The organism is Shewanella electrica, from assembly GCF_022321485.1.
GTDB classification, from domain to species: Bacteria; Pseudomonadota; Gammaproteobacteria; order Enterobacterales; family Shewanellaceae; genus Shewanella; species Shewanella electrica.
This window is the reverse complement of sequence record NZ_JAKOGG010000003.1, coordinates 39463-64956: the sequence shown is the minus strand read 5'-3', so window position 1 is coordinate 64956 and position 25494 is coordinate 39463. Positions and strand designations below refer to the sequence as shown.

Below are 25494 nucleotides of genomic sequence, written 5' to 3'. Positions count from 1 at the left end.
TAAACCCCCTTAACCTTTACGGAACATCTTCAGCATGCGCTGAGTCACGGTGAAACCACCGAAGATGTTGATGCTGGCAATCAATACCGCCACAAAGGCAAGCGCGGTCACCAATGATGAGCCTTGACCAATCTGTAACAGTGCACCCACTACGATAATGCCGGAAATAGCGTTAGTGACCGACATCAACGGTGTGTGCAGCGAGTGCGATACGTTCCACACCACGTAGTAACCCACTACGCAGGCGAGCATAAACACAGTAAAGTGCGACAGAAACTCTGCTGGAGCCACTGAAGCGACAGCGGCAAACGCCACCATGCCCGCTGCACCCAAAATGTATTTGAGTTTTGACGGTGGTTTTGGGGTGTCGTCTTTTACCGGTGCGGCTTTGGCCGCCGGTTTTTGTGGTGCCGCCGACACGGAAATCGCTGGTGGCGGGAAGGTCACTTCACCGGCTTTTACCACGGTCATGTTGCGCATTACCGTGTCTTCAAAATCGAGGATGGCATTGCCGTCTTTCTCTTTACACATCAGCTTCATCAGGTTGACGAGGTTGGTGCCGTAAAGTTGTGACGATTGTGCTGGCAGACGACCCGGCAGATCGGTGTAACCGATCACTTTCACGCCGTTGTCGGTGACAAACAGTTCACCCGGTTTGGTGTATTCGCAGTTACCGCCAGTTTGTGCCGCCATATCGACGATCACTGAGCCTGGCTTCATGGAATCCACCATCTCTTTGGTGATGAGACGCGGTGCTGGGCGACCTGGGATCAACGCGGTAGTGATGATGATATCCACTTCTTTGGCTTGTTCGGCAAACAGCGCCATTTCCGCTTTAATAAACTCTTCTGACATCACTTTGGCGTAACCGTCAGAAGATGAGCCGTCTTCGTCAAACTCCAGTTTGAGGAATTGACCGCCCATAGATTCAATCTGTTCAGCCACTTCAAGGCGGGTATCAAACGCGCGTACCACAGCACCGAGAGAACCGGCCGCACCAATAGCAGCCAGACCCGCCACACCAGCACCAATCACCAATACTTTGGCTGGTGGTACTTTACCCGCGGCGGTGATTTGACCAGTGAAGAAGCGACCAAACTCATGGGCCGCTTCAACGACGGCACGGTAGCCACCAATGTTGGCCATGGATGACAAAGCATCGAGTGATTGAGCGCGTGAAATACGCGGCACCATGTCCATCGCCATCACGTTGATGTTGCGTTGGGACAGCTTCTCTACCAGCTCAGGATTCTGCGCCGGCCAGATAAAGCTCACCAGAGTTGCCCCATCTTTGATTTGGCCAATCTCTTCTTCGGTGGGTGCATTGACCTTGAAGATCAGGTCGGCTTGCCATACGTCTGGCGCCACAGTGGCTCCAGCAGCTTCAAAAGCCTTATCATCAAAGCTGGACAACGCCCCCGCGCCCGCTTGAACAGTAACTTCGAAGCCGAGCTTTTTTAGTTGCTCAACGGTGGCTGGGGTCGCAGCGACCCGAGTCTCACCGGCGAGGCCTTCTCTCGGTATTCCAATTTGCATGACTATTCCCTGATTTTGAATAATTAACGCCTGTTTGGCGCATTTTATAGCGCAAAAGGCGATATGCTGTATAGGTCAGAATCAATCAATATACGCTTTGTAATCGATATATTCGACTGTTACTTGTCGCTCCGCATGAACGGAAAGTTGGATTGTGAGTGCGTAACTTTCCTTCATGGCACATTCGTGCTAGAGCCATTTTGGCAACTCCAGCATCGGAAACAAGCGCTGAATCGCAAAGCGGCGCTAATCTGAACTGGTCGGAGCAAAATCTTTGCGCCAGCACACATTTTTTTAACTTAAATAGCTTTAATCGCATATTCCAAATACGAATAAAAAAGTAAATTTTATTCTTTTTTAACCAAACGTAGCGGCGCTAAGCTTGCGTGCATACCTATAATTGAAGGCTGAGCTCATGTCACTTAACGATCTGTCATCTTTGGCGTCACCGTTGTCAGCACAACAGGTTGAGGCGCTTAAGCAATTGTCGGCGCAATTAACGCCGGTTCAACTCGCTTGGGTTAGCGGCTATTTAGCGGCGACTGCGAACGCGACCCCAACTGCTGTTGCTGCTGTTGAAACTAACAGTAAATTAACAATTCTTTATGGCAGTCAAACTGGCAATAGCCGTGGCGTTGCTACCGAGTTAGCTAACCAAGCTAAGGCGGCAGGTCTCGCGGTTAACTTAGTTTCTATGGGCGATTACAACAGCCGTAATCTCAAACAAGAAACCTTGTTGGCGGTTGTTGTTAGCACTCAAGGCGAAGGCGAAGCGCCAGATGACGCGATTGAACTACACAAGTTTTTGGCATCCAAACGTGCGCCTAAACTGGACGGCGTACGCTATGCAGTATTGAGTCTAGGCGATTCTTCCTATGAATTCTTCTGCCAAACCGGAAAAGAGTTTGATGAGCGCTTAGCTAAACTCGGTGCTGAACCATTACTGCCACGCGTTGATTGTGACTTGGATTACCAGCAAGCGAGCGAGACTTGGCAGAGCGAAGTGATTGCGGCGGCTAAGCCTTTATTAGTGCAATCTAGCAGCGCCAGCGCTGCCTCACCGTCAGTACCGTTCGCGGAAACCACGTCGCAGTACAGCAAACAACAGCCATACACGGCTGAAATCATGGTTAGCCAAAAGCTGACCAGCCGTGATTCGGTTAAAGATACCCGCCATGTCGAAATCGACTTGGGCGATTCTGGCATTACTTATCAGCCGGGCGATGCGCTGGGCGTGTATTTCAGTAATGATGATGTGCTGGTGGATTCACTGTTGAGCGCTTGGCAGCTCGATGGCGCTACGTCAGTGACCGTTGGCAAAGACAGCGTTAGCCTCAAGCAAGCCTTGCTGGAACAAAAAGAGCTGACGCAACTGTATCCCGGTTTAGTGAAATTCTGGGCCGAGCAATCACAAGCCAAAGAACTACTGGCGATTGTGGAAGATAAAACCCAAACCCGCGAGTTTGTTCGCAGCCACCAAGTGGCCGATCTGCAACAGCTGTATCCGCTCAGCAAGATCGAGGCGCAAACCTTAGTAGATGCGCTGCGGCCGCTGACGCCTCGTTTGTACTCGATTGCCTCCGCACAAAGTGAAGTTGACAGCGAAGTGCATCTGACCGTTGGCCTTGTCGCTGATGAACGCAATGGCGAAGTACGCTACGGCGGTGCGTCACGCTTCTTGAGCTACGCCGAAGAAGGCGCGGCGGTGAAGGTGTATGTCGAACCGAATAAACACTTCCGCTTGCCAGAGAATCCACAAACGCCAGTGATCATGATTGGCCCCGGCACCGGTGTGGCGCCGTTCCGCGCCTTTATGCAACAACGTGCCAGCCAAGATGATGCTGGTCAAAACTGGCTATTCTTTGGCAACCCACACTTTGAGCAAGATTTCCTCTACCAAACTGAGTGGCAGCAGTACCTGAAATCCGGCGTATTGTCGAAAATCTCGCTGGCGTTCTCCCGCGATCAACAAGAGAAAATCTACGTGCAGCATCGCATTAAGCAGCAGGGCGCCGAAGTATGGCAATGGCTGCAACAGGGCGCGCATTTGTACTTGTGTGGTGATGCTGACCGCATGGCCAAAGATGTGCAGCAAGCCTTAATTGAAGTCGTGGCCGAGTATGGTGAAATGGACCAAACCGCTGCTAGCGACTGGTTAGAACAACTGCGTGCCGCTGGCCGCTTCCAGAAAGATGTGTACTGAGTTAGGCCACGCTTGCAAAAGCACATTGAAGCCTAACCTGCTAACAGCCGAATAAGAGAGTAAGTCATGAGTGAGCAAAAACTAGCGGCAAACGAATATATCAAGGCACGTAGTCGTCATCTGCGCGGCACCATCGAGGAAGGCATCGCCGATCCTGTTACCGGTGCTATCAGTGAAGACGATGTGCAAGTGCTCAAGTTCCACGGCACCTACATGCAGGATGACCGTGACCTACGCAACGAGCGTAAAGAGCAAAAATTGGAACCCTTGTATAGCTTCATGCTACGTGCTCGAGTGGCGGGCGGCGTCTGTAGCGCTGAGCAGTGGCTGGCGGTGGACGATATTTCGCGGCAGTTGACCACCTCTAACAGCATCCGTTTGACCACCCGTCAGACGTTCCAATACCACGGTATTCCAAAGCGCAACTTGAAAGCCTTGGTGCAAGGTTTAGATCGCGCCACGTTAGATGCGATCGCCGCTTGCGGTGACGTTAACCGTAACGTGATGTGTAACCCTAACCCTGTGCAATCTGAGCTGCATGCTGAGGTGTATGAGATTGCCAAGCATCTGTCTGAGCACATGCTGCCGCACACTCAAGCGTATGCGGAAATCTGGCTCGACAAAGAAAAGCTGCTGAGCACCGAAGAGGAAGTGGAACCGATTTACGGTGACACCTACCTGCCACGTAAATTCAAAATGGCGGTAGCGATTCCACCTGATAACGATGTGGACGTTTACACCAACGATTTTGGTTTGATTGCCGTGGAAGAAAACGGCCAGTTGGTCGGCTTCAACCTGACCGCCGGTGGTGGCATGGGCTCAACCCACGGTGAAGTAGAAACCTTCCCACGTTTGGCCGATGACTTTGGCTTTATCAATAAAGCAGATGTGATCAAATTTGCTGAAGCGGTGGTGACTACTCAGCGCGACTGGGGTAACCGCGTTAATCGTAAACGTGCGCGTCTCAAATACACCATCGTCGATCACGGTTATGACAACTTCAAAGCGGAAGTCGAAAAACGCGCGGGCGTGAAGTTCCAACCGAAACGCGATGTGGTGCTGTATGACCGCGGCGATCGCTTTGGCTGGGTAAAAGGCATTGATGACCAATGGCATCTGACCTTCTTCATCGAGTGTGGCCGCATCAAAGATGAGCCAGGCAAAATGCTGCAAACCGGTTTGCGTGAGATCGCCAAAGTGCATAAAGGCGATTTCCGTATGACCGCCAACCAAAACATGATCATTGCTGGGGTGCCTGAGTCGGAAAAAGACCGCATTGAAGCGATGGCGCGTGAATATGGTTTGCTCGGTGATGTACTCACCACCACTCGTGAACATTCAATTGCTTGTGTGGCATTGCCAACCTGTCCGCTGGCAATGGCTGAATCTGAGCGTTACTTCCCAGAGTTTATGACCAAGGTGGAAGCGCTGCAGGCAAAACATGGCATCAGCGAATTACCGATTGTGGTACGCATGACCGGTTGCCCTAACGGCTGTGCGCGTCCATTTGCCGCCGAAATCGGCTTAGTGGGTAAAGCACCGGGGCGTTACAACCTCTATCTAGGTGCCAGTTTCGAAGGGACCCGTCTGAACAAAATGGTACGTGAGAATATTCAGGAAGCTGAAATTCTGGCCGAGTTGGACGGTTTATTTGGCCGATACGCTAGCGAGCGTAACGCAGATGAAAGCTTTGGTGACTTTGTCGTGCGTATCGGCGTTGTCAAAGCAGTAATTGATGCTGCTAAGGATTTTCATGGCTAATGCATCCCCCGTCAGCAGTGCCGATCTTGTCGCACTGCTGCAACAAGATAAAACGCAGCAAAAGCTGCAGTTGGAACAGATTAACCGCTATCTGCAGGAACTCACTGCCGAGCAGCGTGTGGCTTGGGGTCTGGCATATTTGCCGGGCGCTCATGCGTTGTCGTCCAGTTTCGGCATTCAGGCGGCGGTGATGTTGCATCTATTGAGCAGCCAGCAGTCCGATATTCCGGTGATCCTCACCGATACTGGCTACCTGTTCCCAGAAACGTATCGCTTTATTGATGAGCTGACTGAGCGGTTAAAACTGAACCTGAAGATCTATCGTTCAGAGCTTACACCCGCATGGCAGGAAGCGCGCTTCGGCAAGTTGTGGGAAAAAGGCTTGGAAGGTTTAGAGCTGTATAACCGCATGAATAAAGTTGAGCCGATGAAACATGCGCTGGAAGAGTTACAAGTCGGCAGTTGGTTTGCTGGTTTGCGTCGCAGTCAAGCATCGACCCGTGAAGCGTTGCCGATTCTGGCCATTCACGGTGAGCGTTATAAGTTGCTGCCGATCATCGACTGGACCGATCGCGATGTACATCTGTATCTGACCGATCACGAGTTGCCATATCACCCACTGTGGTATGAAAACTATGTCTCAGTTGGTGACACCCATTCGACCAAGCCGCTGGAACCCGGCATGTTAGAAGAGGAAACCCGTTTCAACGGTTTGAAGCGAGAATGCGGTCTGCACTACGAGATTTAACCGCTAAACGCCCACGCTAAGTTTGTTAAAAAATTATTAAATTTATTTTAATCAAATTAAATGAATAACTTGCGTGGGGCGTTGCCAGCTGTTCAATGTTAAAAAAACTGCGTTATACTCAAAAGTCCCCAAAGGGGAAATTTTAATGTCAGCTGTATCTGTTTTTCGTTTGAAAAACCGCCTCTGGCAGGCAGCGAATTTGGCATTGAGTTAACGGCGCAATCAGATGACTCGTTGGGGGTGATCTTGATGCAGTGACGCTGGCTTTGATTGACTTGTTAGCGCAGCATCAAAGTGTTGGCAATCCCGGAAGACCGCTTAAGGTTTTCCGGGATTTTGTGTTTCTGGCACCGCAGATTGCTGCTGATATTGGCGCAACGCCTGCAACAGCATAGGCCAATCGACACGCTGAGTGTCGGCCACATCAATATCCACCTGTGTGCCTTTGCCTGACAACAAGTGGCCGTAACGGTCATACGCCAATGAGGCGCTAATGGTCACATTCAGGTTACTCGCAGGCAGCCTAAAACTGTAACGGCGGCCATAATCGCCACTGGTGTTGGTGCCTAGCAGCAAGGTATTGGGCCAGTCGGCGGCGGCATGCGCCAACCATTCACACTCCAAGCGACAATCTGGGCCGATCAACAACAGCAATTGCTGCTGTGACACTTCCGGTGTTTGCTTGGGGCTCAGTAACGGTGGTCTGGCAAAAAAATCACTTAGCTCGGGTTGCGCCGCGTGTAACAGCGAGACTTTCAAGGCGGGAAACAAGGCGTACTGCGATAAAGCTTGGTAGCCATAGGCCGACAACACATCGTTGCGCAGCTTCGGATGGCGTTTATAACGGCCAAAACCCGATGGTTGACTTGACGGCGTGGCGTGGGATTTAGCTAATTGCAGCATCAAAGCGCTACTTAAACCGCTGGCATGGCGCAAATCAATCACTAAGGTGGCCGCTTGCTGCGCTTTTTGTAGGTCGAGTCGCAGCTGGCGATTATTTTCAAATAGATCGAGGTCGTTGGTCTGCAATAACTGCACCTCGGGAGAGAGCAGACGCCAACGACTCATGGGCAGTTGCTGGGCGACGCGTGCTGGCGTCAACGGTTTTAAGATCGAGCGCTGATGATGTTGCAGGTCGCTTAAGGTTAAGCGCACGTTAGCGGCATCAGGTAAACCAATTTGCTGGCGCAACAGGTAGGTATGGCTAAGCAGTTGTGCTAGTTGCTGTGGCGAGGCGTTATGCGGCAAAAATACTCGCGCAGCACTTTCCCAGCGGCTTAGCGGCACACCATCAATATGGGTAATAAACGGTAGCTCAGCATCAAGCGGCTGTTGATTGCTGTCCAAGGCTAACCAATGTTGATCCATCGGTTGCAGCGTGGCAGGCAAACGGGCTGCGGTGCGCCAGTTGCCGACACTGCTGCCGGGATCGTTGAGCAGCGCCACCATCTGGGCGATTTCTGCCGACAGTTGGAAGCGGCTCAGTTGCTTGGGGTAGCGTTGTTCAACGATGGCACGTTGCGTCGCCAACTGCTGCTTGAATTCCGGATTGAGCGTGGCAAAGGCGCTGTAATTTAACAACTCTTGCTCTAGCTGTTGCAGATCTCGCACAAGTTGCGCGTGGGTCAGAGTGGTGAGTTCGCTCGGGTCTTGCAGCAAAAAACGGGCGAGTTGCAGGGCGCTTACCAGCAGCGCCATCCAAAATAGATAGAGAATGACTTTAAAACTACTATTTGGCACTACGGTACTCGCGAGGTTATTAGGGGCGGTTGATCTTTGGCATTTAATTTTTGTTCAAATTAAGCGCGTGATAAACGAGGCGCGGCCTGAAAGCTTAGTCAACTAAGCAAGCTGGGCGCAGCAAAGTTCAACAGCCCCTAGTACTAAAGAAGATCGTTCAGTGAGATACCGATGCCGATCCGTTGTAAATGTACATTGTAGTCGATAAGGCTTTCACCATAGCCGTTAAAGTACTGAGTATATAGACGTAAATTGCCCACAAGTGGATAGCTCCAGGTAAACTGCATGGCGCCTTTATTGTCGCTACGCAGGTTATTACGCAGCATCAGGCTAAAACGATGCTTGTCTAAACCATACAGTGTGGTCACCTCAAAGTTGCCCATGTAGCGGTTGATGTCAGGGTTGTCGTCACCACGGGCATCGTTAATATCATCTTTTTCACTTTCGGGAATGCGCCACCAGGCTTTGAATTGCACCGCCCATGGGCCATTGTCAAAAATCATCTGGCCGTAAATACGGTTCCAACTACGTGATAGTAGCCCTGAACGGCCATTGGATTGATGCACCGCACCAAAGCCCCAAAATGAGTTGGTAAAGCCGCCAATTTCCCAATCGTTATTGAACAGCATGAACAGTTCGGGTTCGTGATTAGTTTCGCGAAACGGTGAGGAGATATCTTTGTTGTAAACCTGCCACCACGATTGGTTGGTATAGGCAAAGTACAGATGGCCGTTATCGCCAAATACGTTGTAGGCTAACGGGAATTTGAAGCTGATTTGAAACTTAGCTTCCATATTATCGAGTTCATAACCATCGCGTTCCATCTCCTCTTGAAATGGGGCTTCATTGACGGATGAGTTATAGGTAAATGGTAATAGGTAATTGACTTTATGTGGCGTGATAACAAAAGGTTGTTCTGAAGTTTTTAATTCCTGCTTAACACGTTTTTCTAGTAGTGATGGTCGCTCAGGCTGCTGCTCCTGTTCGTCGGCCGCCCGACTAGCATGGCTGAGCAACAGACTGGAAATAGCGAGACACAGCATAGATGAAAATCTAAAGCGCATAAACTGTTAACTCCCTTTTTAGTCAATGACTTGTATCTTATTTTTCCGGCGACAGTGTAGCATTGAGTTGCTCATCATGACACTGACAAGCGCATTTGAACAGTATTGTGTAATTAACTAATAGAGGGATTGTTAGCCAGTTGTAGCAGTCCGTATATCGCTAACGGTTATAAAAACTAATTAATTTATATTTATATGCGCTTAAATCTGTCGTTATAGTGCTGCTATTACTCGAGCGGAGAGATGGCGATGACCCTGCTACACCTGTCAGACAACCAAACAAAAGGCAAAGTTTACTTGCTGGGCGCAGGCCCGGGCGATGTAGATCTGCTGACGGTGAAAGCGTGGCGCTTACTCAAGTCGGCTGATGTGGTGCTGTACGATGCCTTAGTCAGCGAAGATATTCTGGCGTTAATCCCCAGCAATGCGGAAAAGATTAAAGTAGGCAAGCGCGCGGGCAAACACAGCGCAGCGCAGTCTGAAATTAATCGCCTGTTGGTGACCAAAGCCTACACCCGCTCGAAAGTGATCCGCTTAAAAGGTGGCGACCCGTTTATTTTTGGGCGCGGTGGTGAAGAGTTACAAGCGTTGATTGAAGCGGAGATCGACTTTGAAGTGGTGCCCGGCATTACCGCGGCGTCAGGCGCATCGGCTTATGCCGGTATTCCGTTGACTCATCGCGATTTTGTTCGGTCGGTGACCTTTATTACCGGTCACTGCCAAAAGCAAGGCCAACCGGTGGATTGGCACTATTACTCACAAGCCGATAATACCTTAGTAATTTACATGGGCATTATTAATGCCGCCACGATTCAGCAAGGTTTGTTAGCGGCTGGCCGTGCCGCTGATACGCCCGTAGCGATTATCTCTAAAGCCAGTACACCGCAACAGCGCAGCTTTATTGGTAAGTTGTCTGAGCTGGATGTGTTAGCCCAAGCGCCAGAGTTGCAGATGCCAGCCTTGATCATGATTGGTGAAGTGGTGAGTTTGTCGAACGAGTTGAATTGGTTTGAACAAAGCGCATCGGCTGCGGGCAACGGTGCCGCCGCACTGGCACAGCTGCAAGAAAACTGATCGGTTACCACGTGTCACCAGACGAAAACGCCGCAATCATCGCGGCGTTTTTGCATTTGTGAAGAATTACTCCACGCTAAAGTCTTTGGCGAATAGCGCCTTGATGGCACTGATATATTGCTCATCAATCTTGGGTGGCACTAACATCGCCAACTCTTCGCCCACAGGGCTTAGGCGGTAGTAGTTAAACAGCAGATAACCCGACTTAGGTTTCAAGGTGAGTTTGCTGGCAGGAAAATGCAGTTCTATTGGCGTCTTAGCGGGGAGTAGTCCGGTTTCAAAATCACCGCGATGTAACAAGCCCGCATCCACCAAGGTCAGCAAATGCGAGTAGGGCATGCCAAAATTCGACAAACCTAAGTTCACTGCCGTCTGCTTTCGAAAATACTGTCCAATCCCGCCCGAGAGACGATAACCACTCAACAGCTTGAGGCGCGATTCTTGATTGATTTTCACCGCCATGCCCAGCGCCTTTTCTAAAATATGCGCCTCTTTTAACGTCAGTTTGGTGAGCGTTTCTAAGGTGCGTACACTAAAGTTACCGGGATTGACCACCTCGCTGGCGAGAATGCGCGCCCATAAGTCTTGCATGGTGCGGTTGTTGATCTGCTCCGCCATCTGCAAATATTGATGTAACCAATCGGCATCCAGTTCGGCACCGGTAACATCGGAAGGGGTGTAACTCAGCGTGAGTGAATAGATGGTCTCAATATTATGCTGGCGTTGAATCAACTGCTTTTGCTGACGCATTTCTGCACGTTGCAATATTGAGGCATTAGCGGGTTGGTAATCCCCCTCAGACGCTAGCCCCAACTGCCGCCCTAAGCGCAAAACCTTTTTGCGGGCAGACATCTCTAACAGGCTGTCAACTTGCGGCTCACTGCTGTGTAACTCACTTTGGCTAGTCATGATGTCAGGGTCCCTTTTGACAACTTGTCGTGCAACACGTTGGGCGTAAACGTGCAGCGACAACATTTAGGCTACAGGTTAATAGTGTTACCTTAATGTTTCTACAGCTTTTTGTGAACTGGTCGGAAATTCGGTGGATTGCTATTCACCATCGAGGACGCTCGTGATCTGTTTCATAAAAATTATGGCACGATGCTCCTAACATAGCGTTAGTTAACTTTATGAACATGCAGGGGTTAAAGTGATTAACACACTGATTTTATACTCCACTGTCCACGGCCAAACGTTGAAAATCTGCAACACCGTGGCGCAGCAGCTACGCCAACGGGGCGAGCAGGTGACCATGGCAGCGATTGATGAAGCGCCAGCACTGGATGAGTTTGACAAGGTGCTGATTGGTGCCAGCATTCGTCACGGTAAACATCGGGCGAATGTGTATGATTTTATTCGTGAACACCAAGCACAGCTGGATAGCAAAACCACAGGCTTTTTCTCGGTGAGTTTGGTGGCACGTAAACCCGCCAAAAATACCCCAGAGACCAATCCCTACATGCAGGCCTTTTTGGAAAAGTCCGGTTGGAAACCCAAGCTGATGGCGGTGTTTGGCGGCAACTTGGACTATCACGGTTACGGTGCCATGGATCGCAACATTATTCGCTTCATCATGTGGATCACCAAAGGGCCAACCGATCCGAATACCTGTGTGGAATTCACCGATTGGCAAAAAGTGAACACCTTTGCTGAACAGTTTGCTGCGGCCTAGGAGAAAGCAATGAAACGGCTTATCGCGCTATTGCTGCAGTCAGTCCATTTGTTGACTATGGTGCTGTGTGCACTGTTGCTGATTGGTAGCACCAAGTTGATGATGTTACGGCGTATTCCCACCAATGCGAGCTTTTGGGATCTGTCCCATGTGTGGCTCGGCTGGCTGGTGGCCTTATTGTCGTTGTTGTTCTTGGGCAAACTATGTGTGCATGGTCGTTGGCGTTTGTATTTTCCATGGTTGGCGCTGCAATGGCGGCCGATTGTTAATGACATCAAAGGCTTGGGTAAAGGCAAAATTCCATCAGCCGGTGGTGCTGGCTTATTCAGTCTAATTGAAGGCTTTACCGTGCTGTCGCTGGTGGCAACTGCTGCGACTGGCGTCATGTGGTTTTTTACCCAAGGTAGCGCTGATGCCGCCAGTTGGCGTTTGTGGCATCACAGCGCGTCGCATTGGTTTATCGGTCTGCTGATTGTGCATGTGCTGTGTGCGTTGAGCCATTTGATCGATATGGTGCGCGATTAAAGGCCGCATCAGTCATTGTTCTGGCCGTTGGCTGCCACCTGCCTGCGACCGTTGTTGGCGTAAACCTTAGTTAACATTTTCAACGTTTTCATCCTACTACATATCTAATCCCGCCCGTTTCGACGTTAGTCGAGAATACGCTATAGTGCTTTCCTTACACTTATCAAGGACGTAGTATGAGTTTCAGTATGTGGCTGGGGTTACTCGCCATTTGTGCATTGGGGGCGGTATCGCCGGGGCCGAGTTTAGCGATGGTGGTGCGCCATACCCTTGGTGGTGGTCGTAGTCACGGTATTCTCTGTGCGTGGGCGCATTCAATTGGTATCGGCATTTATGCGCTGATCACCTTGCTGGGGCTCGCCGCATTACTTAAACATTATCCATTGGTATTCAATGCCATTGCCGTGGCGGGTGGCCTGTATTTGGCGTGGTTAGGTTGGAAAGCATTGACCGCAAGAGGCGGCATGCAGCAAAAGCTGGCCGCTGGCGCGCCGGTATCAATGTGGGCCGCCGCACGCGATGGCTTGGCGATTTCGTTGCTTAACCCGAAAATCATGCTGTTTTTCATGGCGCTGTTTAGCCAGTTTGTACTGGCGGCACAGCATAGCGGCGGCAAGAGTTTGATTGTGCTAACGCCAGTGATTGTGGATGGCTTGTGGTACACCATCATCGCTTTTATGTTGTCGCAGCCTAAAGTGCTCGACAAACTGCGCGCCAAGGCACAGCTCATCGATCGCATTACCGGCGTAGTGCTGATGTTGCTGGCAGTGCGAGTGGTGGTATCGCTGTTCTAACGCGGTTTTAAGTTAGGGTTGCAGGCGCTGCAGTAGAAACTGTCGCAGCGCCTTAATCAATGGCGATAATTGACGCCTATCTGGCACCAACATATTCAGAGGTGCCGCTTCTCCCTGCCACGCTTGGCATAACGGCACTAACCGGCCTGCGGCCAGATCATCGGCAACATCTAAGCGCGACTTATAAGCAATGCCGTGGCCTGCGAGCGCCCAGCGATGCACCATTTCACCATCATCGGCGCTACGGTCGCCACTGACTTCCACACTCAGCACTTCACCGGCGCGGCTAAACTGCCAGCGGTTATGCAGTCTGTCGGCCAACATAAAACACAAGCAGTTATGCTGGCTGAGTTCCAGCGGTGAGTTCGGCGCACCGTGGCGCGCAACATACTCCGGCGCGGCACAAAGTACACGGTGATTGTCGGGCACCAATGGCAGCAAGATCAGATTCGAGTCTGGCGGCACGCCGTAGCGGATCAGCAGATCCAGCGGTTGCCGATACAGATTGCTCAAATGATCGCTGACTTGCAGCTTGAGTGACACTTGCGGATACAGGGTTAAAAACTCATCCAGCAACCGCATAAATTGATGGCGGCCAAGGTCGGACGGCAGCGACAGTTGCAGTTGTCCTTGCAAGGTTGCCTGTTGCGAATGCAGTTGCGCCTCGGCATGAGTGAGGGTGGTGAGTGCCTGCTCACATTGCTGCAAATACTGCTCGCCTTGCGGCGTAAGCCGCAAACTGCGGGTCGAACGCACAAACAGCGCCGTGCCGAGTTGCTGCTCCACTCGCTTGATGGCGGCGCTGATGGCGGCAGGGGTCATATCCATTGAGCGCGCCACATTGGACAAACTGCCTTGGCGCGCGGTTTCTAGCAGAATGTGTAGATCTTGCAGCCCTTTGAGCATGAGTTCATTGCCAATCTATTTTCAAAAATTATTTGAAACTATTATTTAATTTTGACGGTTTTTCAAGGCGGTAATCCTCGTTAGATTAGCAACACTCTCCACTACTGCGATAAAGGACCACGCCATGAAAGCGATTGGCTATCAACAAAAGCACGCACTGGGTGCGGCACAGACATTAACGGATATCGAATTACCTACGCCAACCGCGGGCGCGCATGATCTGTTAGTGCAGGTGAGTGCCATCTCGGTGAATCCGGTCGACACTAAAATCCGCAGCAACGCTAGCGCCGATGATGGCAGCTACAAAGTGCTAGGGTGGGATGCGGTGGGTACCGTCACCGCCGTTGGCAGCGATGTGAGCTTATTCAAGGTGGGTGACCGCGTGTGGTATGCCGGTGATTTAACCCGTCCGGGCAGTAATGCCGAGTATCAGCTAGTGGATGAACGCATTGCCGCCAAAGCGCCCAACACCTTTAGCGACGCCGAAGCCGCCGCATTGCCACTGACGGCGCTGACCGCGTGGGAACTGCTGTTTGATCGCTTACAAATCGGTGCTGAAAATAGCACGCCACAATATCTGTTGATTGTTGGCGCTGCTGGTGGCGTGGGCTCAATCATGGTGCAACTGGCGAAAACGCTGACCGATGTGACCGTAATTGCTACCGCCGGGCGTGAAGCCTCCAAACAGTGGTTAACCGAACTCGGCGCAGATCATGTTATCGACCACCATCAAGACTTTGCACCGCAGCTAAGCGCGCTCGGTATTGAAGGTGTGCAGTATGTGGCTTCGCTTAACAATACCGACGATCACATCGAACGCATTGTCGCGGCGCTGAAACCGCAGGGCAAACTGGGGCTGATTGATGATCCGCAAGTGTTTGACCTCAAACTACTGAAGCGTAAAAGCTTGTCATTGCACTGGGAATTTATGTACACCCGCTCGATGTTCTCCACCGAAGATATGCAGCGCCAGCACGACATTCTCACCGAAATGGCGACACTGGCGGATAACGGTAAAATTCGCACCACAGTGACAGAGCGTTTTGGCAGCATCAATGCCGCCAATATTCTGCGAGCGCATGAGCTGTTAGAGAGCCATCAAGCGCGCGGCAAAATCGTGTTGAGTGGTTTTGAAGACTAACTGTGTGACCATCACGTCACGCATGCCGCGGTTATAAATCGCAGGCAAAATAAAAGGGGCACTACGATGTGGCCCCTTTTTTATGGTGTTATTAACGTCGCTTACGGCTGAAACTGCTGTACGCCGTTATCGTCTGACGCGCTATCATTCGCGGGAGCTTGCGGCGGATTGGCAATGTGATCTTGCAAGTTGTCTTGCAGCATTTCACGGTATTCGTTGCTAAACCATTCCAGTGCGCTGTCTTTTTCTTTGGCCAAATCAGAAGATTTGATGGCCGCTTCAAAGGCGTTGTAACGCGCTGCGGCAAAACGCAAGGCGGTGCCGACTTTGCCGACATCTTGCTCTGTTTGGCTTAGCTCATTGGCAAGCGCAATAAATTGATCGGCCAGTTCAAAAATGGTGGTGTCTTTTTTGGCGTCTGTCATCTGTCCGCTCTCTCAGGTCGTCATTACGGTTGTTATGAAAATTGCGCAATTCTAATGCAAAGCGCGGCATATCTCAGCAGATATTTTAGTGCTTACTTATGCTGGTTATAACTTGCCGGTAGCATATTGGGCTTCGCCCATGCCAAAACTCCAATCTTCACGGCTGTTGTTGAAGAAAGAGACCATCAAATCTTCACCGCGAATGCCACATTGCTCCTGCAGTTCTTCCGCTAAACGGCGCATAAACAGGTGCTTTTGCTCTTGTGGGCGAGGGCTGGTAAATACGCGTAGCACGGTCATTTGTCGCGAACGTTCAAAGCCAAGGCCGGTGTCTTCAATCACCATCAGGCCAGCTTTGTGTTCATTGACGATCTGGTAACGATCGCGCGCTGGTACTTGGAACACTTCTAACACCACTTGATGAGCGCAATCGAGCATCTTGCGCAGGTCGCTAACGTTTTGTCCTTCAACCACATCAAAAACTAACAACGGCATGGGTATTTCCCCCGTGTACTTAAAAAGGCATTGTACGGCCCACATCGCCGAGATGCACGTGCTCTAGCGCGAAACTTCGGGCTTGTATCCACCGCGTGGCATCTCTAAGCTACGGGCAAACAAATCGATGCTTGGATAACAGATCAACATGCAACAATGGGCTGACTTCATTGCCGCTGAACAGCAGCAGCCGTATTTTCAAAAACTCACTGAGTTTGTCGCTAACGAGCGTGCCAGTGGCAAAGCTATCTACCCGCCACAAGACGAAGTCTTTCGCGCCTTTGACTTAACGCCGCTGGAGCAAGTACGAGTGGTATTGCTGGGGCAAGATCCCTATCACGGCCCTAATCAAGCGCACGGATTATGTTTTTCGGTCAAACCCGGCATCAAAGCGCCGCCATCGTTAGCTAACATGTATAAAGAGCTGGCGACCGATATTGATGGCTTTGAGATCCCCAACCACGGCTTTTTGGAAAGCTGGGCCAAGCAGGGCATGTTGATGCTCAACACCGTATTAACGGTAGAGCAGGGCAAAGCTCATTCTCACGCCAAAGCCGGTTGGGAAACCTTTACTGACCATGTAATTGACCTGCTCAACGCCCATGAAACACCAAAGATTTTTGTATTGTGGGGCGGTCATGCGCAGAAAAAAGGCCAGCGCTTAGATGCTAGCCGTCATCGCATTATCAGCGGGCCGCATCCATCGCCGCTGTCGGCGTATCGTGGCTTCTTTGGTTGTCAGCATTTTTCTGAAATCAACCGCCAGTTGGTGGCATGGGGCCAAGCGCCTATCGACTGGCAGCCACAACTGCCGTAAGCAACCCAGTACAAGGAACCGACCATGGCCGCGATATTGATTACGGGGATTGGTAAACGTTTAGGCTTCGCCCTCGCGCAAGCGCTACTAGCGCAAGGTGAGCAGGTAATCGGCACCTATCGCAGTGACTACCCGCAGTTACAGGCATTACGTGATAACGGCGCTGAGTTGCATCAACTCGATCTGTTAGATGACGCGGCGTTGCAGCCGTTTATCGCCGATATACAACAGCGCCACAGCGCCCTGCGCGCCATCGTGCATAACGCTTCTGATTGGTTATCGGAAAAGTCTGCTGAACCAGCCAAAGTATTCGATGCCATGCTCGGCATTCATGCGCGGGTGCCGTATCTGCTGAATCTTGCGTTGGCGCCACTGCTGCAACAGGGCGATACTGCCAGCAGCGACATCATCCATGTCACTGACTATGTGGCGCAAAAAGGCAGTGCCAAACATCTGGCCTACGCCGCCAGTAAAGCCGCGCTGGAAAACCTGACCCAATCGTTTGCCGCTAAGCTGGCGCCGCAAGTGAAAGTGAACAGCATCGCCCCAGCGCTGATGTTGTTTAACGAGCACGATGATGCGCAATATCGCGCCAAAACGCTTACCAAAGCGTTACTGCCGAAAGAGGGCGGCGAGCAGGAGTTTATCGACGCGGTAAATTATCTGCTTGGCAGTGGTTACATCACTGGCCAATGTTTGCATCTTGATGGTGGCCGCGCACTGAAATGATCAACTATTGCTTACAGCGAAAACTCTCATGAACAGTAAACGCGGCCGCATCGACCGTTTTTTAGCGAGTCGATTACAAATCCCCAGCCGCCAAGCGCAGCAACTGATCCGCCAAGGTGAGGTGCTGCTCAATGGCACGGCGGCCACGCAGGTGGATATCATCATCAATGAATTCACCCGCATTGAATGCCAAGGACAGTTGCTGCAAGCGCTTGAACCAGCCTATTGGATGCTGCACAAACCGGCGGGCGTGGTGAGTGCCACTACGGATGCTGAGCAGCAAACCGTACTGAGTTTGTTGCCAGAGATAGCGCAAACACAGCAACTGCACATTGCCGGTCGGCTGGATAAATACACCACCGGCTTACTGCTGCTGACCAATGACTCGCGCTGGAGTGAGGCGATTGCCCAGCCATCGGCCAGCAAGCGCAAACATTATCGAGTGACCTTGCAAAACCCGCTGACAGAGGACTACGTTAACGCCTTTCGTGACGGCTTTTACTTTGAGTTTGAAAACATCACCACGGCACCGGCTGAGCTAACGATTGTCTCCGACTATGTCGCCGACGTGGTGCTTACCGAAGGCAAGTATCACCAAATCAAACGCATGTTTGGTCGCTTTCGCAATCCGGTAGTGGCACTGCACCGTTATCAGATTGGGCAGATTGAATTGGATGATAGTTTGCCAGAAGGGCAAGCGCGAGTGCTGACCGCGGACGAGATTGCCTCAGTCGGGTAAGTTGGTTGCCAAGGTCAATTGGAACGTTTTGTTAGGTATTGTCTACTTTGTGCTCTCTTACTGTAAAAATATCTTTACCTGCAACAAAGATTCGATATACGGGACCTTCACCATTACTAACAGGAGGAGCATCATTTCTTATTGGCTTCACTCCTATTGAAAATAACTCTTTCCCCAGATTTATGGCATCTTGTTCGCAATTAAAACATCCGACTATATGCCAATGCTGTTGTTTGGTAACAAGAGCAATGTACTTGGCCAACATTTCGCGGGGACAACCAGTCCGTTAGATACGTTATAAAGTAAGAATAATTCAGGCAATCTCTAGTATTACTAAAATTTGCTCAACTGACAGGGTGTAGAGCTAATTGTCAGCAGCGTCAATAACACACAATGGGGCAAATACGTGTTACATCTTTTTGGACAAAAGAGTGTCATTGGTTTTACTAATTTAATAAAAGACAAGATGTTGATAGCATCCAGATTAACGACCTTGATTCATTTCAGAAATTTAAGATCCTGTGCAAATCAAAGTCTCCCTATTCCAACACACCATTTCATTACTCCCATCAATTTCTACTCTGTAATCTTACCGTATTCCTTATGCTTTACCTGTTGAAACTTCGCACAAGTTTAGTATTATTTCCCACGAAATAAATGGGTTACATTTTGTACCGTTTTTATGGAGGCAGTGTGACCAAATAAGGACATTAAAAGGGTGTGTACCATGCAATTTTCTACGATTTCTCGCGCGCTGTTGGCCGTTTCTACAATGACGTTGGCGATGCCAACTCTTGCTATCAAACCCACCGAAAACCAGATCGAACTGGGCATCAATATACAAATCGCTGAAATGAAAAACTCTGGCGCATTTGCTGACATGGCGGCTTGCAGCGGCAAATCGGAAGCTACCATTCTTCAAGGCTTTCGCAAGCTTATGGATAAGTGTATGAGGGGCGATGAGAGCCAATATGAGCTTTGCTACAGCAATGGGGTGAAATCAGTGCTTGGGGTAACAGACGCACGCCTAGAAGCTTGTGCCGCTCAGTATGGCGACGATAGCGAAGACCGTTATTACGCACTGAAAGAGAAAGAAGAGAAGTTGCAAGCCGAGCTCGATGAGTTGAATAATCGCAATGACAATTCAGATGCGCACTGGAATAAAATCGATGCGCTAGAGAAGCAGCTTCAAGATCTCCATGCGGAGATGGAACCGCTCGAACAAGCAGAAGCGGAACGCACGCAGCGTGAATGGGAATTGGCGACAAATGAAGTGCGTAAAATGAACAAGAAACTCGCTCCGCTGAAAGAGCATTCCCCCCATAACCTACCCACTGGCCTTGATGAACCGTGGCGAGGCATGAAACCGAGCTTTGACCATCTCCCGCCTGAGTTAGCCTCAGCAAAAGAATCACAATGGATAATTTGTGCCCATATGGTCAACGACGTGACCTTATGGGCAGAAAGCATTGGTGCGGTAAAACATCAGCCAGAAGCGTACGGCATTAGCGATGAGCAAAATCAGCAAGCGCTACGCGAGATGTACAATGCTTCCAATGGCACCTTCCTCGATAAGATCGACGAGAAGATTGTTGAAATCAGCTTAAACGATTGGGAATTTGCCCATACGGAGAAAGGCATGTACGACATTTCTAAAAAGGCGTGGGACTGGTGTCAAGCGCAGCCCGCTGAGAATTTTGTCGACCTCGACGATTCTCGCCTCTAATCGACATAAAGACGCACCATCGAAAAAATAATGGGGTCAACTCTTACCTTTTGCCGCTCATTGCTTTTTGTATATCTAAAATTGCGGAGTGTCTGAATTCGTATTTCAAGGTATAACGCTCTTTGGGGCATAACCGTGTTAGACGTGCATGTCAAACAACAATGCACCAGTGGCTTTGCCTTTCCCCTGTCTTACGCAAAACTCCTTGCCGAGCTGTACATATTCTCTACGCTGTTTTGGCATAAATGTGCGTTAGATCAAATACATCGTTTATCGGCGGCGGCAAATGAAAACGTGATGCTTGTGACGATGGCGCTACCTTGGTTACTATCCGTGACTCGATTTTTTGCACTGCTGCTGGTGCCTGTTGCGCGCTGGTACTTACGTCAGCGCTGCAAGGTGGATTTAAGGATTGATGAGTTATGGACGCTGAAAATATCTATGAAATATCGCTCACGCACGGATTTGGGCCGATTAAGTTTGGCGCTGCGCCTAGTGAGGTGATGGCGGCGTGGGGTCAACCACTTTGCTACGAGGAGTGGATGGGCGGCAATCTGGAGAATTTTCTCTATTTCAAAGGGCTGCTGGTTGGCTTTCGTGGTGAAATAGCCGAGCAGCCAACCGAGGCTAGCCAAGTGTGCATGTTTCATCTGAAAACCGTGTGGCGTTTACAGTTGTGGGGGCAGGAAATCACCCATGCGACGCGAGATGAATTGGCGGCATTGTTGCAGCAACATCAGCTGGAGTTTCGGCTAATCGCTAATAGTATTTTGCAGTGCACCACTCGAGAATTGCAGTTCAAGTTCAATGAAGTGGGTGTGTTAGATGAAGTGTATTTTGCTAAGGCAAATACTCAAGAGTGAAACACATCGTCGTCGATGGTGGCGCTTGGCAACGCAGGCCAAGCGGATGGAAAGATAATGCAAAGTAAGACGGTAACTGAGACCGATAAACTCATCAGAAACAAGTTGTGGTGTGATTTTGAAGTGGCAAGTTTTACTGGCAGTGATGTGGTGATCCGTGGCGGCATCGATCTGTGTTATTCGTGGGAGTTAGTGCTCACGTTTAATCAAGTGGCTGGCTATTTTGGTGCATTTGCATGGCAATCTGATACATCAGCGGTGGTGTTTGATATGCCCGTCGGTGATGAGCTGTTAGCGTTAAACTTACGCTATGACGTTGAAATGGGTTACCAGATTTATCGTTTTACGCCTGAATATCACTCGCAGCCGATTATCATTATTGCGCAAGGCATGAGCTGTAAGCGCGTGGGGTGATAATCGGCGAATGCGGTAAGCGAACATTAACAAGGCCACAAACGTGGCCTTTTGTGTCACTTGATGAATCTATACATCAAAAACGAAAGCGATTGAGTGCTCGGTGCAAGTTGCTGGACAACACGCCGAGCTGTTCGGCCGAGGTTTTTATCTCATTGGCGGTGCCGCGGGTTTCTTCGCTGATCACGTTGATTTGTTCCACACTTTGCGCTGCTGAATGGGCGGCTTCATTTTGCGATTGTGTGGTGGAGGCAATGTGCTCATTAAGATCGCGGATCGACAGCACATTGTTGTTAATACTACTAAAAGCTTGGGCAACATCGCCGGAGCGTGCGACGCTTTCATGTACTTGGCTACGGCCTTCATCCATCACTTTTAAGGTGTTTTGTGCATCTTGATTGAACACTTCCAAAATATCGGTGATCTCTTTGGCTGACGCCTGAGTCCGACCCGCTAATTGACGCACTTCATCGGCAACGACCGCAAAACCACGGCCATGATCGCCCGCGCGGGCCGCTTCAATCGCGGCGTTTAACGCTAGCAGGTTGGTTTGTTCGGTAATGTCGCTGATCACGGTCAGTACGGTCATGACTTTGCGGCTGGTTTCGGTCAAACGTTCCATAGCTGCTACGCCACGTTCAATACGGTCCGCCAGTTGTTCCACCGTTTTGGCGGAACTGGTGACGGTGGATTGCCCTGCTACAGCCTCATCATAAGCCTGCTGAGTGGCGGCTAAGGCTTGACTAGCCGCCGAGGCGGAATCGGCAAAACTTTGCGAAAGCTGTTCTACTGCGGCGGCGACGGAGGTGGTTTCGCTGCTTTGGCGTTGAATATGTTGATGGCTGCGCTCTGCTATCTCTTTGGTGGCGGCAACGGTGTTGCTCAGTTGGCGTTCTACCTCGGCAACCGAGAGAATGGTATCTTGTAAGCGGCTGATAAAGTTATTGAAATGCTGCGACATACTGACGGCTTCTGCCACGCCAGACACCGATAACCGCCGTGTAAGATCGCCTTCACCTTGGGCAATATCGGCGAGCGCATCGGTGATGGTGTCCAGCGGTTTGGTCACAAAGCGAGTAATGGCGACGGAGGCCAACGCCAGCAGCACTATCACCACAATACACACCACGATGCTACTGCTGTTGAGGCGTTGAATGGTGTTATTGGCTTGATTGAAGGCTTGGCTGTTTTGCTGCTGAGCTTGACTCACTTGTTGCTGAGACAGTTCGCGCACTTGCTCGGCCAGTTTAGCAATGGCGAGGCTGTCATCCTGCATTTGCTGTTGCAATTCAATATTGCTTTTGCGTAGCGCTTTAATCGAGTTTTCGCCAAAAAGTTGCTGATAGAGTTCATCTTTTTCTTTACTGATCGTGTTTACCAAGGCTAATAGATCGGCATCTTCACCCGCAAAGCTTTGCAGCGTGGCAAGCTGGTCGTCGACCAAGCTGAGCAGCGGCGCGGCGGTATTCTTTTCTAAGTTGAGCAAGGCCGATTCTGTTGGGGCACTTTGTAGGGCAAAGGTGAGGGTGTTGAGTTTGGCAACAGCTTCAGTCAGTTTTCTGGCCGCGCTGGCGACTTTGTCAAAATCGCCTTCAATAAAGCCCATCATGCTGCTGGTTAATACACGCCATTGTTCGTTATCTGGGTTGCTGGGTAGCTGCTGATAAGCGCGTTTTAGCGTACGTTTTTCACGTTTATCTTGCAGCGATATTTTGCCGAGCAAACTGCCCGCCGAGGTTTGTACCATCTCTACTTGTTGTTCCGCTTTGGCCGACAAGTCAGCAATGGCTAAACGGTTTTTCAGCAAGTCTTGTTTTAGCTGATAGAGCGCCTGTTCGCTTTGATTAAACTGCAGTAATAACGCCGTGAGTTGCGGCTGTTGCTGGCTGATCTCGGCGTAGGTTTGTGACTCAGGGGCGGCGCCAAGTTGTTGTAATTCCGAGGCGGAACCTATTTTTAAGGTTTCCGCCAGCATTTTGGAGGCATCCTGTCCTAAATCAATCAGTTGTTCCGATTCGCCCGCGAAGCGGGTCATGGAATCGCTCAACGAACCTGCGACGTTACTCATCCAGAACATCATGCCTGCTACGACTATCACCGAGGTTAAGGCGGTAGCTGACAGCATCATGAGTAACAGTCTAATTGACAGTCGCAACATAGGTGCCTCCCGTGAAATAGAATAATTGACTACAGTTCGGACCAATTAAGGATTTCGTACTTACCGTTCTTGATCACCGTCGGCCATACTTTATGGCTGGCTTGATGACTGCTGGCGCTGAACGATACGGGGACATCGATACCGATATCTAACTGATTGAGACTTTCTAAGCCGTTGATAACGCCTTCACGATCCAGCGCTGGGGCTTTCTTCAAACCTTCGACAAAGATTTTTGCTAACAGGTAGCCTTCGAGTGAGACAAAGTCAGGCTGCGCGCCGGGTTTATAGGCTTGTAGGTCTTTACGATAATCGCTGACACCGGGCAAGTCGGCCTCATAATGCGGCACCACTTGGGTTACGATAACGCCATCGGCTTTATCACCAAGGGCTTTTAGTAACGGAATACTGCCCACAAATGAGACGTTTAAGAATTTGGTGTCGGGCAGATCTTGCTTGGCTTGCCGAATAAATGCGGCGCATGGGGCGTAGGCACCCACCATAATAATGGCTTTAGGTTCGACTTCGGCGTCCAGAATCGTCCCCAAGCCTTGCTCCACATTGGTGGTGTTACGTGGATAACGGCCATGTGCGAGTTTGTCAGTGTCGTTGAACCCTTCCGCTTTCAATGCGGCGACGCCACCGTTATAGCCCGCGTCACCATAGCCATCGTTTTGGGTAAAAAAGGCAATTTCCTCAGCTTTGATGCCGCTGGCAAGCAAGCCTTTGACCATCGCTGCTGTTTCTTCTGCATAGCTGGCACGATAGTTAATGATGTAACGATCTGGCGGACTCTTGCGTAGCACACCTGCGCCTGTGTAAGCGCCGAATAGCAAGGTTTTCTTGGCGTTGGCGATAGGCACGGTCACAATTGCGGTCGGTGTGCCTACGTTACCCAATACGGCGAGCACTTTCTCTTGATCAATCAGTTGATCCATATTGGGCGCGGCACGGTCTGGCTCATAACCATCATCTAACGCTGTCAGCGCAATCATATTGCCATTGATGCCGCCGGCGGCGTTCACACGTTTGAAATAGCTTTCAATGCCATCTTTGACGCCATTGCCGAGGGCAGACGCAGGGCCGGTTAATGCAGCTGACATACCGACCTTAATGGTTTCAGCAAAGGAATTGGCACTGGCAGATAACGCCGTTACTACAGCCACAGCAGACAACAGGGTTTTAATGCGATGCATAGTCATTACCTTTCGTTGACGATTATTAGGGGCGAGCTGTCAGTATAGAAGAGATTTTTTAGTTGCAACTTTGTCGCTCAGTTAGACGAAAGTGTTGTGAATACAGGTTTTGTTAGCACTGCAGCAAATCAATGTGGTGTTTTATCTCAGCGCTATCGATGTTGAGTGTTATGCTGATGGGTTACTATTAATTGATTAGTATCAATGTGTTATAGTTATCTTTCTTTGGGTTTATGGAGTAATGCATGGATAGCCGTCTATTAGATAAACAATATGCTCACCTTAACGCGGGACAAACCTACCGTGTGATGCAGACTTTTGTGGATTACGACAACGACACTTATCCCGAGGGCAGCACGCTGACATTTATCGGCGCTAACTTTGTGCCCTATGAAGATGGCCTGTCACTGTTTTGTGAGATCAACGGTCAGCAGCGGCAGATCAGATTGCAACTGCGGCCACAAGAACAACTGCACATCGTCAAAGCGCTGGCTCAATATTTACAGTGGGTTGGCGATGAGTAGCTGCGCTGTTTTTGCTTAGCAGGACACTTAATTGCCGACACTGAACATCCATCCTGCCGCTGCGGTTAAACTATCCTACCGCTCTATTTTTAACATCTCCTCTATGAGCAATAGCTTTATTGCTTGCACTTGTTAAGCCCTATTTTCTCTAGGCGTTTTACTCCTCATTTTATTTTTACCAATAGCACCAGTGGGTTGGATAAATTTCCACTTAAGAAATTGTCTATCCGCTACAAAACGCTACATC

At 50.2% G+C, this 25494-nt stretch carries 24 protein-coding genes; 15 read left to right on the top strand and 9 right to left on the bottom strand.

Annotated features, from left to right (window positions below):
- Window positions 1–9: 9 nt before the first annotated feature.
- Window positions 10–1536 (bottom strand): Re/Si-specific NAD(P)(+) transhydrogenase subunit alpha, encoded by a 1527-nt coding sequence (locus tag L9G74_RS05160; RefSeq protein ID WP_238895232.1) that lies wholly within the window; start codon window positions 1534–1536, stop codon window positions 10–12.
- 415 nt (window positions 1537–1951) lie between these two features.
- On the opposite strand from L9G74_RS05160, the gene L9G74_RS05155 reads away from it, so the two are divergent.
- From L9G74_RS05155 to L9G74_RS05145, 3 genes are all read left to right on the top strand, one after another.
- Entirely contained in the window at window positions 1952–3739 is a 1788-nt protein-coding gene (locus L9G74_RS05155; protein ID WP_238895231.1) for an assimilatory sulfite reductase (NADPH) flavoprotein subunit, read from the top strand.
- Between the two features lie 66 nt (window positions 3740–3805).
- A complete protein-coding gene (cysI, locus tag L9G74_RS05150) occupies window positions 3806–5500 on the top strand; it encodes an assimilatory sulfite reductase (NADPH) hemoprotein subunit (RefSeq protein WP_238895230.1) in 1695 nt (564 codons plus the stop codon).
- Window positions 5493–6248, top strand: a complete 756-nt coding sequence (locus tag L9G74_RS05145) for a phosphoadenylyl-sulfate reductase (protein ID WP_238895229.1) — start codon at window positions 5493–5495, stop codon at window positions 6246–6248. Before cysI ends, L9G74_RS05145 begins: the two co-directional genes overlap by 8 nt.
- Before the next feature lie 318 nt (window positions 6249–6566).
- Here the strand turns inward: L9G74_RS05145 and L9G74_RS22375 are convergent, their stop codons facing one another.
- Together L9G74_RS22375 and L9G74_RS05135 are read right to left on the bottom strand one after the other, a co-directional pair.
- The gene (locus L9G74_RS22375; RefSeq protein WP_238895228.1) at window positions 6567–7988 is read right to left on the bottom strand and encodes a S41 family peptidase; all 1422 of its coding nucleotides are present in this window, start codon (window positions 7986–7988) and stop codon (window positions 6567–6569) included.
- Window positions 7989–8131: 143 nt separating this feature from the next.
- Window positions 8132–9052 carry a phospholipase A gene (locus L9G74_RS05135; RefSeq protein ID WP_238895227.1) on the bottom strand — a complete coding sequence of 307 codons (921 nt, stop codon included), beginning with the start codon at window positions 9050–9052 and terminating at the stop codon, window positions 8132–8134.
- Window positions 9053–9301: 249 nt separating this feature from the next.
- On the opposite strand from L9G74_RS05135, the gene cobA reads away from it, so the two are divergent.
- On the top strand, window positions 9302–10126 hold the full coding sequence (gene cobA, locus L9G74_RS05130; protein ID WP_238895226.1) for a uroporphyrinogen-III C-methyltransferase: 825 nt from the start codon (window positions 9302–9304) through the stop codon (window positions 10124–10126).
- 66 nt (window positions 10127–10192) lie between these two features.
- On the opposite strand, the gene L9G74_RS05125 is transcribed toward cobA, so the two are convergent.
- Window positions 10193–11035 carry a TIGR03899 family protein gene (locus L9G74_RS05125; RefSeq protein WP_238895225.1) on the bottom strand — a complete coding sequence of 281 codons (843 nt, stop codon included), beginning with the start codon at window positions 11033–11035 and terminating at the stop codon, window positions 10193–10195.
- Window positions 11036–11276: 241 nt separating this feature from the next.
- Between L9G74_RS05125 and hemG the strand changes: the two genes are divergently transcribed.
- The 3 genes from hemG (at window position 11277) to L9G74_RS05110 (ending at window position 13117) form a co-directional block, all read left to right on the top strand.
- Window positions 11277–11798: a menaquinone-dependent protoporphyrinogen IX dehydrogenase gene (gene hemG / locus L9G74_RS05120; RefSeq protein WP_238895224.1), complete on the top strand. Its 522-nt coding sequence runs from the start codon at window positions 11277–11279 to the stop codon at window positions 11796–11798.
- A 9-nt stretch (window positions 11799–11807) separates the two neighbouring features.
- Window positions 11808–12323 (top strand): cytochrome b/b6 domain-containing protein, encoded by a 516-nt coding sequence (locus tag L9G74_RS05115; RefSeq protein ID WP_238895223.1) that lies wholly within the window; start codon window positions 11808–11810, stop codon window positions 12321–12323.
- 176 nt (window positions 12324–12499) lie between these two features.
- Window positions 12500–13117: a LysE family translocator gene (locus L9G74_RS05110; RefSeq protein ID WP_238895222.1), complete on the top strand. Its 618-nt coding sequence runs from the start codon at window positions 12500–12502 to the stop codon at window positions 13115–13117.
- Window positions 13118–13129: 12 nt separating this feature from the next.
- Here the strand turns inward: L9G74_RS05110 and L9G74_RS05105 are convergent, their stop codons facing one another.
- Window positions 13130–14023, bottom strand: a complete 894-nt coding sequence (locus tag L9G74_RS05105; RefSeq protein WP_238895221.1) for a LysR family transcriptional regulator — start codon at window positions 14021–14023, stop codon at window positions 13130–13132.
- A gap of 124 nt (window positions 14024–14147) precedes the next feature.
- Between L9G74_RS05105 and L9G74_RS05100 the strand changes: the two genes are divergently transcribed.
- A complete protein-coding gene (locus L9G74_RS05100; RefSeq protein ID WP_238895220.1) occupies window positions 14148–15164 on the top strand; it encodes a zinc-binding alcohol dehydrogenase family protein in 1017 nt (338 codons plus the stop codon).
- Between the two features lie 101 nt (window positions 15165–15265).
- On the opposite strand, the gene L9G74_RS05095 is transcribed toward L9G74_RS05100, so the two are convergent.
- Window positions 15266–15589 (bottom strand): DUF3144 domain-containing protein, encoded by a 324-nt coding sequence (locus L9G74_RS05095; RefSeq protein ID WP_238895219.1) that lies wholly within the window; start codon window positions 15587–15589, stop codon window positions 15266–15268.
- Between the two features lie 105 nt (window positions 15590–15694).
- Complete coding sequence (locus L9G74_RS05090; RefSeq protein WP_238895218.1) at window positions 15695–16084, bottom strand: tautomerase family protein; 390 nt, start codon at window positions 16082–16084, stop codon at window positions 15695–15697.
- A 148-nt stretch (window positions 16085–16232) separates the two neighbouring features.
- On the opposite strand from L9G74_RS05090, the gene ung reads away from it, so the two are divergent.
- The 6 genes from ung to L9G74_RS05060 all read left to right on the top strand — a co-directional run bounded on the left by ung (window position 16233) and on the right by L9G74_RS05060 (window position 21372).
- The gene (ung, locus tag L9G74_RS05085) at window positions 16233–16901 is read left to right on the top strand and encodes a uracil-DNA glycosylase (protein WP_238895217.1); all 669 of its coding nucleotides are present in this window, start codon (window positions 16233–16235) and stop codon (window positions 16899–16901) included.
- Window positions 16902–16925: 24 nt separating this feature from the next.
- Window positions 16926–17630, top strand: a complete 705-nt coding sequence (gene folM, locus L9G74_RS05080) for a dihydromonapterin reductase (RefSeq protein ID WP_238895216.1) — start codon at window positions 16926–16928, stop codon at window positions 17628–17630.
- 28 nt (window positions 17631–17658) lie between these two features.
- Window positions 17659–18369, top strand: a complete 711-nt coding sequence (locus tag L9G74_RS05075; RefSeq protein WP_238895215.1) for a 16S rRNA pseudouridine(516) synthase — start codon at window positions 17659–17661, stop codon at window positions 18367–18369.
- Window positions 18370–19096: 727 nt separating this feature from the next.
- Window positions 19097–20095 carry a FlxA-like family protein gene (locus tag L9G74_RS05070; RefSeq protein WP_238895214.1) on the top strand — a complete coding sequence of 333 codons (999 nt, stop codon included), beginning with the start codon at window positions 19097–19099 and terminating at the stop codon, window positions 20093–20095.
- Between the two features lie 422 nt (window positions 20096–20517).
- The gene (locus L9G74_RS05065) at window positions 20518–20958 is read left to right on the top strand and encodes a hypothetical protein (RefSeq protein WP_238895213.1); all 441 of its coding nucleotides are present in this window, start codon (window positions 20518–20520) and stop codon (window positions 20956–20958) included.
- A gap of 57 nt (window positions 20959–21015) precedes the next feature.
- Window positions 21016–21372 carry a hypothetical protein gene (locus L9G74_RS05060; RefSeq protein WP_238895212.1) on the top strand — a complete coding sequence of 119 codons (357 nt, stop codon included), beginning with the start codon at window positions 21016–21018 and terminating at the stop codon, window positions 21370–21372.
- 76 nt (window positions 21373–21448) lie between these two features.
- Here the strand turns inward: L9G74_RS05060 and L9G74_RS05055 are convergent, their stop codons facing one another.
- Window positions 21449–23530: a methyl-accepting chemotaxis protein gene (locus L9G74_RS05055; protein ID WP_238895211.1), complete on the bottom strand. Its 2082-nt coding sequence runs from the start codon at window positions 23528–23530 to the stop codon at window positions 21449–21451.
- A 29-nt stretch (window positions 23531–23559) separates the two neighbouring features.
- Entirely contained in the window at window positions 23560–24723 is a 1164-nt protein-coding gene (locus L9G74_RS05050; protein WP_238895210.1) for an ABC transporter substrate-binding protein, read from the bottom strand.
- A gap of 245 nt (window positions 24724–24968) precedes the next feature.
- Between L9G74_RS05050 and L9G74_RS05045 the strand changes: the two genes are divergently transcribed.
- The gene (locus L9G74_RS05045) at window positions 24969–25247 is read left to right on the top strand and encodes a DUF3601 domain-containing protein (RefSeq protein WP_238895209.1); all 279 of its coding nucleotides are present in this window, start codon (window positions 24969–24971) and stop codon (window positions 25245–25247) included.
- The last annotated feature ends 247 nt before the right edge of the window (window positions 25248–25494 follow it).